This is a genomic window from Streptomyces sp. NPDC023541 (assembly GCF_055559995.1).
The window spans coordinates 119,403-132,314 of sequence record NZ_JBVHJO010000018.1 but is presented as its reverse complement, the minus strand read 5'-3'; the positions used below and the strand labels follow the sequence as shown (position 1 = coordinate 132,314).

The following is a 12,912-nucleotide window of genomic DNA, read 5'->3' as shown; positions in this document are numbered from 1 at the left end:
GCCGCCCACGACCTGACATCACCACGATCCCCACCCATAACCAGCCCAACGAGAAGCCTGGCCACCAGTCACACCAAACGCCGTTGCAGTACTAGAACGCCCCTACGGGGCCATGGCCAGCCGGGAGCCGACACGGAAGCGTACCCCCGGGCGCATGGCGGATCTTCTCGGGCCGCGCATCGTCCTCGAGCACCCCGATGAGAACGGTCAGGGTCCGGGCCTCGCCTTCGCTGATCAGCTTCAGTCTGCGGCTCGGTGGTCCCGTCGAGGAGCACGTCGTCCGGCGCGGACGGTGGCGAGCCACGACGAGACCTCCTCGCGCCGGTCGATACCGACCGAAGCGGGGGTCTGAGGGCTGGCGAAGGCCCATGCAGTTGTCCGCCGCCCAGCGAAATGCCCACCCCACGATCCGTCACCCCCCCCATTGTCAGTGGCGGCTGAGAGGATCGGAGCATCGAGTCGGTCGGAACAACCGGGGGGCGGCAATGTCCGGAAACCAGAACTACATCAATCACGTTGCTCTTGTGCTGGATGCCAGTTCGTCCATGTCACACCTGAGCGGAAAGGTCGTCGAGGTCGCCGATCAGCAGATCGCCTACCTGGCGCGCCGGTCGCAGGAACTGGATCAGGAAACCCGTGTCACGGTGTACGTCTTCTCGAACAAGGTCGAGTGCGTCATCTACGACAAGGACGTGCTGCGCATGCCGTCCCTCAAGCAGATGTACCGGGCCGGTGGAATGACCGCCCTGCTGGCCGCCACTTTGAAATCACAGCGGGAACTGGCGCAGACGGCACAGCTCTACGGCGACCACAGCTTCCTCACTTTCGTGCTGACCGACGGGCAGGAGAACGCAAGTCACCGCTGCCCGGACGCCCCTGCCCGGGACCCTCGTGAACTGGTGCAGGCCGTGGCTACGATGATCGAGACGCAGGAGGACAACTGGACGCTGGCCGTCCTCGTGCCGGACCAGATGGGCAAGCGCGAGGCCATGCAGTGCGGTTTCCCGAAGGACAACATCGCCGTTTGGGATGCCACGAGCACACAGGGTCTGGAGGAAGCCGGACAAGCCATCCTGAAGGCCACCGAGAACTTCATGGTGGGCCGCAGCAAGGGAATTCGTGGATCGCGGGCGGTGTTCTCCATAGGGGCGGAGGCGGTCAACAAGAAGTCCATTGCGGCGGCCGGTCTCACCCCGGTCGATCCGTCGCTTTACCATCTGATTCCCGTGGCCCGGGAAGCAGCCATCCGGGACTGGGTCGTGGAAAGCGGACACACCTACCGCACCGGTTGCGCCTATTACCAGCTGAGCAAGTCTGAAAAGATTCAGGCGCGGAAGCAGATCGCGGTACTGGAGAAGAAGACCGATCAGGTCTACACGGGCCCGGAGGCCCGAGCCCTGCTCGGGCTGCCGGACACGGAAGTCCGCGTCAGGCCGGACCACAACGACGAGTTCACCATCTTCGTACAGAGCACCAGCGTGAACCGGAAGCTCGCGCTGCAGACGCGGCTTCTGCTCATGGTCTGACGCCTCGGGAGCCCCGCGGAGCCGGCCGGCGGGGTCGCCCTTTCTGCCAGCAGCTCTGAGGGGACGTTACGTTGTTGCTTTCGAGGGCCGCGTATGGGGCCGCTTCATTGCCGGTCAGCTGCGGAAGCGAGCTCCGCTCCGGATGCCGTGCGGTCCGGGTCGCCGCACGCTGGGATGTATGGCTGACCAGACGGAGATCGTGATCCACCCCGTGTCGCCGTGAAGCAGGCGCAAGGTCACCGTGCACGCCTTGGGCGTGCACACGGACCTCGGCCGGGCGTCCACGGCCGGGGAGGTGTCGGAGTTCCTGCGCCGGGCCGGGCTGGAGGATGCGGACCTGTCCGAGGACGGGCCGATCCGGTGGGCGGGCGGCGGCCCCGAGGTGTGGATCGGCGGCATCTGACCAGCCGGACACCGGGCACGTGATGCTCATGGGTGGGGCGGGCTTCCCTGCCGCGGATGCTGCCAGGCCGAGCCTTTGTATCAGGTGTACAGGCGGCTGTTGGAGCCCCCGGCCGCCAGGTAGCGGGAGTAGCGGCTGTTCCCGGGGGCGGCTCGGCGCCGACGGCCGATTTCCCGTCCCCGGCCGGGGTGCCAGCGGGTAGGGCGAAGGTGACCGCGGTGCGGTTCTTTGCGCAGGTGCGCTCCAGCACGTTAATCCTGCTCCTGACGCTGCGGGGACGGGGAGTGCGCTCATCCTCGGCACCAACCCCGACCTCGTGACGCATCCGCACCGGCCACCACTCACCCTTCCGCCACAATCCGTAGCCGAAATGGTGCGAGATGTGACTCGGCGTGTCAGCGTGGCGGAGGAAGTACCACCCCACGCATCAAGGAGTCGCCGTCATGGGCGGTATGCAGGACAAGCGCCAGGAACCGGGCAAGGGCCGCGAGGAACAGCAGCGCCCCCAGCACCCGCAGCGCCCCGGTAAGGACCCGGTCCACCCCGAGCCCGCCACCCCTTCCCGTGGCGGACAGCGCCCTGAGGAGATGGAGCGGCGCCGCGAGGAGGACCTGCGCCGCGACGAGCACGACCTGCGCGAGGATTTCTGACTCAAGCAGCACCCACGCACGCAGAGCCCGGCCAGGCGCCCGTAGTCACCCCGGCCGGGCTCTGTTCATGCCACCGCCCGGCCCACCACAGCCCGCCCGCGGACTGTTCCGACGCCGCCGAGTAGGTCGCGCAGTACAACACCCGGACGGATGGAGGGCTGGGTGACTCTGTTCACGAAAATGGGTTCTGGCTCAACTTCTGCGGAGCTGCGCCGTGCGCGCTCGGGCCCGCGTCGAGCCAAAGCACTGACCTGCTGGTCCTCGTTGTTCCGCGTCCCGGAGTACGGAGCGTCGAGCCGTCACCACAGAAGTTGAGCCAGAACCCCTTTCCGCCTACAAAGCCACCCCTGACGATGACCACCTGAGGGCGCTGACCAGACTCCTGCTCGACGCCGACGAAACCATCGGCGCGCCCGGCATCGCCCGCCCGGGACACTGCGCCCACTGCGGTGGGAGTGGCCAGGGTCGGCCGCTGTGGGCGCGCCCGGCTCTGGGCAAGCTGAGCCTGGGCAAGCCCTTTCGACACAGGCTTGCCCAGATGGTCGTACGCGCGACGCCCAGGGGAAGCGGTTCGTGGTGAGAGTCGGAGATGGTGGCTGGCTGGGCGCCCCGCGCGCGGAGCCGGGTGGAGTTGGGTCGTTACCGCCGACCGACAGAGATCGTTTGTACCTCGCCGGACTGGTTGGCTTCGAGGAAGAGGGGCGGTCCACGAGCGCTGCGCGTATGGAGGAGGACGAGTGGAGGGCGTTCGTTCTGGAGGGGACGCGGACGGCCAAGCTGGCCACGAAGCGTGCGGACTAGCGAGCTATTCCGTGGCGTCGGCGGCCGTGCGGTGAAGAAGGTGCTTGTCGAGGACGATGATGTTGCTGCTCAGGACGGCGCCGTGGAGGTCCGAGAGGTTTCCGTCGAGGTGGATGGTCCTTCCCTCCGTACGGTAGGTGCCCGTGTTAACGCCGATCTTGAACGCGGGGCAATTGTCCAGGTTGCAGATCACGTTGTTGATCTGCTCGAAACGCCCGTCCGCGGTGAAGGTCAGCTTCTGGATGTAGAAGGTGATTCCCGGGCGGTTCCTGTCGACGGCCTCAGTCCACTGCCCTGTCAGCCGGGCTTGGTCTGCTACCGGGGTGTCAGCCCCCGCCACCTGGGCGGCAGCGGAGCCACTGGTGGCTGTGATGGCGGCCAGGAGCAGAAGTGCGGTGCCTAATGCTGACTGGATCGTCGTCCTCATCTGCGCGCTCATTCCTTGTTCGTCGGTCCGTGGTTCGTGGAGGATGCAGCAGGGGCGGCATGCGTGACGGGGTGGCAACACCCTCGCTGCGGCGAATGCCGTTGGACAGCCTCCGTGGTGCGTGCTGTCGGCGTTGGCGTGCCCGACCGTATCTGTTCACATGGCGCCCGCGTTCCACCGCGACAGGGACCGTCTCGTTTCGGCTGCCTCGCAGACGCGGTGAACACTCGACGCCAACCGCAGGGGACAGAGGAACCGGACCCCTTCCGCTCCCCGGCGTGGGGCACACGGGCGGACGCTGATTGGCCGAGAGTCGCAAGGCGTACGGCACACATGGCGTCGGCGGGGAGCACTCGGCGGCGAGGACCGCTACGCGACGACCCAGGCCGGTCACGCGTGGCGGAGGCGCCCCGTGTCGGCGGGGAGCATCTGCGTTGCGGTGAAGTGATGTGGAAGTGAAGGCTGACTGTGAACGCCTGCCGCGGCCAGGTGTCAGAACGGTGTGCCGGTGCCCGTGGTCTCCTGCGCCACGGTCCACACCAGCTGCTGGAAGGCGGGCACCGGGACGCAGCGCGGGCCCGCCGGCGCGAACGGCCCGGCCCGCAGGAACGCGAGGTAACAGCGCCCGCAGGTGAATGCCGCCTCCCACACCGCGAACAGCCCGGGGAAGGCCGCCGTCTGCGCCCGGAACCGCTTCCCGGCCGCCCGCCGCGCCAGCACGCGGCGGAGCAGTACGACCACGGCGCCGACCAGGGCGGGCAGGCCCGCCACACCCCAGAAGATCAAAGCGTTGCGCCCCGCGCCGGGCTCGCCGCCGGCCAGCAGCGGCAGCGTCATCAGGGCCACGACCACCGGCACGGCCCAGAGCACGGCCAGCGCGCAGCCGCCCTGCTGCTGTTCCAGGACCGGCCGGGGCGGCGGCGCCAGTTGCTGGGCCAGCAGGGTGCTCGACACCCCCGACGTGTGCACGGTCGAACGGCCGAAGACCGCAACCGACCCTCCGCCTGGCACGAAGCCGGTACCTGAGGAGTAGCCGGCCGACACCCCCGCATAGGTCCCGGTCTGCTCCTCGTAGACGGCGCGCACGCTGCGCACTTGGTCGATCGTTCCGCACTGCGGGCAGCTCGTGCCGTTCATGATTCCCGTTCCCTCCCGCTTCCCATAGTTGTGATCATCACACGTCCGCGCGGCGTCACCTTCCGGGCGGTGAGCACGGCGATCAGGTCGCGGACGCGATCGCGGCACAGGGGGAAGCCCGATCTGCGCTGATCACGTCGTGTCCCGGCCGGGCGGCAACGCCGCGGTCGGTGGAGGCTCTTACGATGAGCCGACCACCATCCGAAGGAGGGAACCGCATGCGCTGGAACATATCGATCTACATACCTACTGAGGAGCAGAACCGGAATCCCGAGACCGACGGACACCACGACGCGGAGCGGACCCTCGCCTACTGGTCGACGACCGGCACCCTGGGCTGGCTGCGAGAGCTCAAGGAGCAGGGGAAGGCCAAGGAAGTACTGGCCTCGGGCTATCCACTGCGCCACATCGCGCACGCCCGTGACGTGTTGCCACTTCTGGCCGATGAAACGCGGCTCGGCATGAACGGACACCTCCATCACGCCAGCATCCGTCCCGGCGCTGTCGCGGCATGTTCCGAGGACCAGCTGCTGGTCATCGACGCCATGGACCAGTCCTGAACACCCCAGGTCGTCGCGCAGCCGGGCCGTATCGAACGACGGCTCCACCGATGTTGCCGACGAGGGTCCGGGCGCGGGCGTATCCCTTCACGGCGGCCGTCGGCGTGCCCGCACACACGGAGCCAGGAGCACCCTTGTGATCACCACGCATAAGTACGCGGCCCTCTCCGCCGTGGACATCGCCCAGCTGGTGCGGTGCGGCGCGGCGACTGCCGTGGACGTCGCCGCCGCAGCCCTCGCCTGCATCCGCGAGCGCGACACGGAACTGCGGGCGTTCACGGAGGTGTGGGCCGAGCAGGCTCTGGCGCGGGCGGCCCACGTGGACGCGCAGATCGCCCGCGGTGCCCGGCTGCCGCTTGCGGGTGCGCCGATCGGAGTCAAGGCCGGCGAAGGACCCGGCTCGCACCAGAACTCCCTCCTGGTGGCGGCCGGATGCGTGCCGGTCGGTGCCACGTCGAGGCCACGCACCGGTCAGGGCTGGCAGACGTACGGGCACACTGACCGGGGCCCCACCGTGAACCCGCTCAATCCGGCATGGTCTCCCGGGGGTTCCTCCGCAGGCTCCGCGGCCGCAGTCGCCGCCGGCCTGGTCCCTCTGGCAACCGGGTCCGACGGCGCCGGATCGATCCGCATCCCCGCCGCGTGGTGCGGCATCATCGGATTCAAGCCCACCAACGGCCTCCTGCCAGCCCGGGACCGAGCAGGGCTGAACACGCCCGGCGTCCTGTCCCGCACGGTCCCTGACGCCCTCGCCTACCTGGACGCGGTCGACACCAAGTCGTCCGAGGCGGCCGTCTCCGGCCCCACGCCTCCGCTCACAGCCGTCTGGTCAGACACTCTGGGCTACGCGGACACCGACCCCTCTGTCGCCGCCGTCGCCCGGCGCACCGCGGGCGGTCTCGTCGCTGCCGGACTGATCACTTTGCACGACGACGCCGAACTCACGCTCCTGGACCCGGCACCAGCCTGGACGGCCCTCCGCAGCGGTTCGCCCTCCCCCGACGACATTGAAACGATCGCCGTCAATGACGCACGCCTGGCCGACTGCTTCGCGCGTGCCGACCTCGTGCTCACCCCCACCACCCCGCATCCGCCGCACGGCCACGAGGGTCCCGGACCACGGATGAGCGTCGCACTGACCTGGGCGTTCAACGTCAGCGGGCACCCGGCCATCAGCCTCCCCGCCGGAACCACACCTCAGGGGCAGCCCGTCGGCCTCCAACTCGTAGCCCCGCCGCACCGCGAGCGGCAGCTCCTCGGCATCGCCGCCCGCGCACTCGCAACCCAGTAGAGCCCTTCGCCGAGCCCACTGGCAGACCGGCGGCAACGCCCATGCTTCACCGTTGCCCTGGTCGACACGTTGTTCACGGCCGGCCACTTCACCCCGGCCGCCCGGTGGGCCGCCGCGATCACCGTGACTGCGTCCGCCGACGGCGAGGCTGCCGCCCCACCCCCGGCAGCGCCGCCGCCACTTGAACAGGGCCTGCGCGCCACCCAGCACCCCACCGGCTTCGACCTCCATGAGGACGGCGAGCTCGCCCTGCGCCGGGCCCTCGAGCTCGTCAGTGGCCGACCCTTCGCCGCGATCGACCCCCAGCGCTACGCCTGGGCCGAGCCGGCCGTCCAGGAGATGGTGTCGGCGATCGCCGACGTCGCGTACGAGCTGTCCACCCGCCGCCGGGAGGCCGCCGACTTCGCCGGAGCGCTCTGGGCCGCGCACCAGGGCCTCCTTGCCGCCGAGGAGAACGAGCTCCTTCGACGACATGCTCGACGTCAAGAGGCGCCGCGCCGTCACCGCACCCTTCGGGCAGACATGGCCCGGCCCCGCACCCCGCCGCCGGAGCGCAAGCCGGCCCCGATGAAATGGCCTCCGAGTTCGTCAAGGTGTCTCGTCGAGCGCCCGCGAACACGTCTGGGCTGATCGCCGCACCTTCGGGTGCCGAAGCGTTGACCGTTGCGGGCAGGTTCGGCCCCTGCAACTACGACAACGACACCGCGACGATCTCCGCCGTCCTCCACGATCGGGAGCACCGGTTCGGCGCCCGTGTCGTCGCAGTGGGGTTCGACGCGCTGCGCCTCAGCGTCGCCGCGCCGCCGGTGAGCGAGCGGGATGCTCTCCTGGTCGCGGCCGAGCACTTTGCGTTCTGCCCGGACAACATCTGGCAGGGCAGCAGACCGACACACTGGCCGCGTACGCCGAGCAGATCACCGGTGCCCACCGCTGGGACTTCTGGTGGGACTGATCCGTCCCATACCTGGAAAACGATTACCCGTCTGGCGGGGAGCGACCTTCAAGGGCTTCACGCATGCCTGATCAGAGGCACTCGTGAACCCCCTGTCAGAACCGCCTGGCAAGATCACACGTATGACCAGCAACACCGGAACTCCCGTCCCGCTCCCAGCCAATCACCGTATCTCCGAGACGTACGCCGACTGGGCACGTACTCAGGGGCCGGGCATCGAAACAGACGCCCGCGACACACTGGAACGGGCGGGCAGCAGCCGGCACCGGGCCTGGGAGAAGCCCGGTCGGTTCGTGGACGGCGCGGAGCGCCTGGCCCGGGGCCTGCCGGCCGCCCACCTGCCCTGGTTCTGGGACACCATCGGTCATTGGATGCTGGAGACGCACCGCCGCTCCGCCGCCCGCGCCTACGCGCAGGCGCGCGCCGCCGAGCGCACCCACGCTCTGCCGGTCGATCCCGACTGGCGGCGGGCGAATCAGCTGCTGTTCGCCCGCTTCGGCGCCCTGCCCGCCAGTGAACTCAGCGGAGCGGCAGCCTGGTTGGCCGGTGTCCTCGAACCGGTCGACGCGCACCACGAGTTCGTCCGCCTGCTGAGCGCCTGGGCGGCGTCCCCCGGCGAGCTCCCCGCCGATCTGGCCCGCCGGGTCCGGGACTCGGCCCGTGCTGCCGGGCTCGGCAGCGAGGAGGAAGCCCGGGTGCTGGGCGGGGTCTTGGCCGCGGCCCGAGGCAAGGCCATACCCGACCGGCTGCTCGACGCGGCAGCCGGCCCGCTCCACGACCATCCGCCCGCCGACGAGCAGGCCACCGCCCTCCTCGACCTGTTTCCCGAGTCGAAGAACGACGCGGCTGCCTGGCTGCGTCTGCTCATCGCGTGCGGCGTTGCCGACGCGGCCGCGGCCGGGCGGATCACCCCGGAGGGCGGCCTCGGCGACTGGCTGCGCCGGTACGCCGCCGGATACTCCCACCGCACGGTCGCCGGCGGTGGGGTGACCCGCCAGCCCATGCCCGCAGAACTCTTCGACCTGGTGGGCCGGTTCGCTCCGCTGCTGCGCGCGCACGGCACCCCGGTCCGGCTGCACGAGGACCGCTACCGGTGGCCGCACCTGGACGCCGACCTCCTCGACCTCTGCCTCGCCGAGCGCGTACCCGTCCACGACCCCGGTGCTGCGATCAGCCTGGAGTTCTGGGGTGAGCACTCCCAGCGCGACCTCAAGGCACTCGCCACCGATCCGGTGTTCGGCCCCCGGCTGGAAGGCACCGTGCACGCCGGGCTCCGCACCCGCGGCGGCACTGCGATCAGCGGCACTGCCATCAGCCGGCTCCCGCACAATCCGGGCATCACGGCCGAGGTGCACGCCCGCGTCGAGAAGCTGCTGGACGCCCTGCGCGGCGGGGGACTCGCCGCCGCCGACGAGGCCGTCGACGAGCTGCACGGCCTCCTCGACCGGCCCACCGCCATCGCCCTGGACGGCATCGAGGAGGCCCTCGACGCACTCGACCTCACCGGCCCGCTGGCCCGCGCCCTGCGGGCCGGGCTCCCCGAGGAGCTGGGCTGGCCCGCCCTGGACCAGGCCCTCGCCGCGTTTCGGCCCGACGAAACCGTGCACGTCACCTGCACCTGGCCGGTGCTCACCGTGTACGGCGAGACCCGCGCCCTCGCCGTCGACCACGCCGGGCTGCGCGCAGAGCACACCCTGCAGCTGCCCGACGGCGCACTCGGCCACACCGTGCACTGGGTCGGCGGCCAGTTCCTCGTCGCCTGGAACGAGCAGCACCAGGAGAACTCTTCCAACACCGCCTACTGGTCCGACGACCCCAGCGAGAAGTTCGAACCGGAGCAGACGTACGGGCTGCGCCCCTACGGCGGCAGCATCCAGGGCGGCCTCGGCTACCAGTTCGAAACCCCGGACGGGGGCGGCCGGTTCGACGGCGAGCGCGTGCTGCGGGCCGGGGGCCGTGAGGGCATCGGCGCCCGTGACTACCAGATGACCGACGGCCACGCCTTCTGGAGCGCCACGGTGTTCAGCGAGGGGCGCGGCGGCTGGGCCCGCATCGACCCGGCCACCGGTGTTCCCACCGCCGACCGCACTCTGCCCGCCTTCCACGACCCCGACCGGTCCCCGCCCGGCACGAAGCCTTTCCCCGACCACCGGATCCTCGCCGCGCTGCCTCCCGGCGCCCCGCCCTCCCCGCTCGGCCAGGACGGCGCACTCACCGGCTGCCGGGTCGACTACCGCACCCCGTACGCGGGTCCCTCGCCCCGCGAGTTCGTGCTGCGGTCCGTCGACGGCCGTACCGCCTCCTACCGCAGCAACACCTGGGGCCGCCGCCCGTGGGGAATCCTCGCCCTGCCCGTCGACGGTGAGGACGCCGTCCTGGCCGGCGGGACCATCATCCGCAGCCACTCCGCCGCCGACAACTCGCTGCTCTGGCAGGTCCGGGGCTTCCCCGGTAGCCGCGACAGGTCCCGGAGCCGTGCCACCCTGGGCGAACTGGCCGGGCCGGTGCCGCCACCCGCCTTCTGGCACTTCCTCACCCCGCGCGACGAGCCCTCGTCCCGTGCCCTGCGAACGGTCACCGACACCGCGGTGCGCGAGCTGCTGCACCAGGGCACCGGGAGCGCCGTGCCCGGAGTGAGCGACCCGCGGGTCCGGGAGGGCGTCGAGCGCGCCGTCCGGCTCGCCGCCGACGTGCTGCGCCGCCGCCGGGAGCTGTCCCACCGGGTCGCCGTCATGCGGGCCGGGCCGGTCGTCGACCTGCCCGACCCTGCGCCGGACAACCGGCTCGTCCCGGCCCTCCACGGCCTGCTGCCCCAGTTCCGCGGCTACGAGGAACGGCAGCCGCAGCCGCAGCCCGCCCTGCTCACCTCGGTCGCCGCCGACGGCCGGTACCTGCGCGGCGAGATCGACGACGAGATACGGGTGCTCGCCCTGCCCGCGCCGCCCTCCGAGTGGGCGGTGCTGACCGGCCGGATCGATGCCGTGGCCTGGCGGACCGTCGTCGCGGCCACCCCCGACGAGCAGCGCCAGGCGCTCGCGGCACTGCTCGGCGTATGGAGCCGGCAGCCGTTCGCGGAGGCCGGCAGCTCCTGGCGAATCGGCCGGGCGCCGGAGCAGAGGATCGCCGAACTGCGCGCGGACGGTTTCGCCGTGGCCTGCGGCCCGGAGCGCAGCGGCCTCGCCCCCTTCCTCCAGCGAGCAGCCGATCCGGTGCCCGACGATGCCGAGGAGTGCGCCACGCACACCGTCGCCGCCGATGACACCACCCGGCTTCCCCGCCTGCTGGCGCTGCTCGCCGGACAGGGCCCGCTGCCGGTGCCCGAGGAGGCCGTGGACCTGTTCCGCTGGCGCACCGGGGTAGCGCGCCCGATCGCCGCCCTGGTCCTCGACGGATTCGCGGGCAGCGACGACTACGGTGCGCACCGCAAGCTGGTCCGCTCCAAGCCGTACAAGGCGGACCAGGCCACCCTCTACGCGTACGACGAGTTCCGTCGGCGGCTCGGTCCGGACGGCCGACGCACCGTGCTCGCCGCCGCTCTGCCCGGCGACCCGGCGGAGCTCTGGGCCCCTGGCGGGATGACCGCGGCCGCGGATCGCATGGCCGCGGCCTGGGCCCAGCTGCTCGGCAGTGCCCCGTACACCGATGACGGCAGCCATGCCGCTGCCCTCGCCGTGGACCACGGACTCCCGGAGAGCTGGGCCACGGCCCTGCTCACCGGCCGCCTCGAGAAACCTCTGGAGGCCGACGGCATGCAGGCTGCCGCCACCGCTGTCGCCTGGGCTCTCGCCGAGCGCCCGGTAGAAGACCCTGCGGCGCAGGGTGCACGCGTCCTGCTCGGCGGGCTCACGGACCTGCCCGCCGATCTGCTCACCGCTCTGCGCAGGCTGGCGGACCGGTCCGCCACCACCCCCGTTCCGCCGGGCCAGTACGAGACCAACCCGCTGTTCAGCGTCCCGGACCTGGTGGACGAGGTGGCGGCGGCTCTCGGTGTCAGCCGTGACGCGGCCGCCCTCCAGCTCCAGTTGCACGCTTTCGACCGCCCGGCCGACCGCATCGTCCGCCGCTGGAACTCCTGGTCCATCGATCACCACCGCGCCGTCCGCAAGGAGCTGACCGCCGCAAAGGCCCCGCGCCCCAGACCCGCCGCCCCGGCAGAAGCCCCCGCAGCGGTCCCGGCACCCGCGCACGAGCGGTTCACCCGAGCCTGGGCGGACAGTGCGGCACGGCCGGAAACGAAGGCGTGATGCTGCTGCTGCACGTCTCACGCAAATACGGCTCCGTGCCACGCAAGCAGGAAGGCAGGGTGGCGGGGGCGATGGTCGCGCGGGCCGACGCCACCGAGTGCTTGTGCCTGGGTGTGCCGCCGGCGGCTGCGCGCCCCGCCGCCGGCGCAGTTCAGAAGGAGATTCGTGACCGCTTAGCCGCTGCCGCATGACGCTCACGGCTTCGTGACGGCCTCTGGATCTCCGAGGCTGTCCGGTCAACCCTGACGATCGTCGGGGGACTGGGCTGCCGTTCGGCCAGGGCCCCGGGCCTGCGGTGTTCCTACCGTCGGCGGCATGGAATCGATCAAGCGGTACGGGTGGGGCCGACGGCTGCCGGTGGCGGTCGCGTCGGCCGGGACGGGGGCAGCGGCTGTGGTTTGGCTGGCGCCCGGCGGCACACTGGGCACGAATGAACCGGTGCACGTTACGGCGGGCCTCTCTGCGGGGGCCTACCGTGCCCTGACTGGAAGCGTGGCGGAGGGGCCGACGTGGGCCGAGACCGCCCTGGAAGCGGCGAGTGAGGGTACTTTGCTGTTCCTGGGCATGCTGCTGGCCTGGGTCGGCTGGAGCGCCCTGCGCCGCCGTGACGTGCCGGCCCTGGCCGGGGTGGCAGTGGCGGCCGCCGGGACCGTTGTCGCCTACGCACTGAGTGAGGCGATCAAACTCCTTGTCGACGAGGAACGTCCGTGTCGTGCCCTGCCAGGGATCTCGGCCCTCGCCTCGTGTCCCGAGCCGGGCGACTGGTCGTTCCCCAGCAACCATGCCACCCTGGCGGTCGGGCTGGCAGTTGGGGTGATCTTGGTGCGTCCTCGGCTCGCGGCCCTGGTGCTGCCGGTGGCGGGGCTGGCCGCCTTGTTGCGGGTGCTGGTCGGGGTGCACTACCCGCACGACGTCCTGGCG

Annotated in this window: 10 protein-coding genes and 2 pseudogenes; 10 read left to right on the top strand and 2 right to left on the bottom strand. The window is 71.0% G+C overall.

Going from position 1 to position 12,912, the window contains the following annotated elements; genetic code table 11:
- Positions 1-485: 485 nt before the first annotated feature.
- From ACZ3X1_RS31745 to ACZ3X1_RS31735, 3 genes are all read left to right on the top strand, one after another.
- On the top strand, positions 486-1,526 hold the full coding sequence (locus ACZ3X1_RS31745; RefSeq protein WP_467282234.1) for a vWA domain-containing protein: 1,041 nt from the start codon (positions 486-488) through the stop codon (positions 1,524-1,526).
- Positions 1,527-1,776: 250 nt separating this feature from the next.
- Positions 1,777-1,929 carry a hypothetical protein gene (locus ACZ3X1_RS31740; protein WP_467282232.1) on the top strand — a complete coding sequence of 51 codons (153 nt, stop codon included), beginning with the start codon at positions 1,777-1,779 and terminating at the stop codon, positions 1,927-1,929.
- A gap of 443 nt (positions 1,930-2,372) precedes the next feature.
- Positions 2,373-2,579 carry a hypothetical protein gene (locus tag ACZ3X1_RS31735; RefSeq protein WP_467282230.1) on the top strand — a complete coding sequence of 69 codons (207 nt, stop codon included), beginning with the start codon at positions 2,373-2,375 and terminating at the stop codon, positions 2,577-2,579.
- 805 nt (positions 2,580-3,384) lie between these two features.
- Here ACZ3X1_RS31735 and ACZ3X1_RS31730 read toward each other — a convergent pair.
- Entirely contained in the window at positions 3,385-3,807 is a 423-nt protein-coding gene (locus tag ACZ3X1_RS31730) for a hypothetical protein (RefSeq protein ID WP_467282228.1), read from the bottom strand.
- A 492-nt stretch (positions 3,808-4,299) separates the two neighbouring features.
- The gene (locus tag ACZ3X1_RS31725) at positions 4,300-4,944 is read right to left on the bottom strand and encodes a hypothetical protein (protein WP_467282226.1); all 645 of its coding nucleotides are present in this window, start codon (positions 4,942-4,944) and stop codon (positions 4,300-4,302) included.
- A 218-nt stretch (positions 4,945-5,162) separates the two neighbouring features.
- On the opposite strand from ACZ3X1_RS31725, the gene ACZ3X1_RS31720 reads away from it, so the two are divergent.
- The 7 genes and pseudogenes from ACZ3X1_RS31720 to ACZ3X1_RS31690 form a co-directional block, all read left to right on the top strand.
- Complete coding sequence (locus ACZ3X1_RS31720) at positions 5,163-5,504, top strand: hypothetical protein (protein ID WP_467282224.1); 342 nt, start codon at positions 5,163-5,165, stop codon at positions 5,502-5,504.
- 136 nt (positions 5,505-5,640) lie between these two features.
- Positions 5,641-6,795, top strand: a complete 1,155-nt coding sequence (locus tag ACZ3X1_RS31715) for an amidase family protein (protein WP_467282223.1) — start codon at positions 5,641-5,643, stop codon at positions 6,793-6,795.
- 69 nt (positions 6,796-6,864) lie between these two features.
- On the top strand, positions 6,865-7,425 hold the full coding sequence (locus ACZ3X1_RS31710) for a hypothetical protein (protein ID WP_467282221.1): 561 nt from the start codon (positions 6,865-6,867) through the stop codon (positions 7,423-7,425).
- Positions 7,368-7,619 (top strand): annotated as a pseudogene (locus tag ACZ3X1_RS31705) (DUF4253 domain-containing protein); the annotation flags it as partial. The gene ACZ3X1_RS31710 and the pseudogene ACZ3X1_RS31705, both read left to right, overlap by 58 nt.
- Positions 7,620-7,869: 250 nt before the next feature.
- Complete coding sequence (locus ACZ3X1_RS31700) at positions 7,870-11,991, top strand: hypothetical protein (RefSeq protein ID WP_467282219.1); 4,122 nt, start codon at positions 7,870-7,872, stop codon at positions 11,989-11,991.
- Positions 11,991-12,182, top strand: a complete 192-nt coding sequence (locus ACZ3X1_RS31695) for a hypothetical protein (RefSeq protein ID WP_467282217.1) — start codon at positions 11,991-11,993, stop codon at positions 12,180-12,182. The genes ACZ3X1_RS31700 and ACZ3X1_RS31695 overlap by 1 nt, the downstream gene beginning before the upstream one ends.
- A gap of 124 nt (positions 12,183-12,306) precedes the next feature.
- Positions 12,307-12,894: pseudogene (locus ACZ3X1_RS31690) on the top strand (phosphatase PAP2 family protein); the annotation flags it as partial.
- Positions 12,895-12,912: the final 18 nt, after the last annotated feature.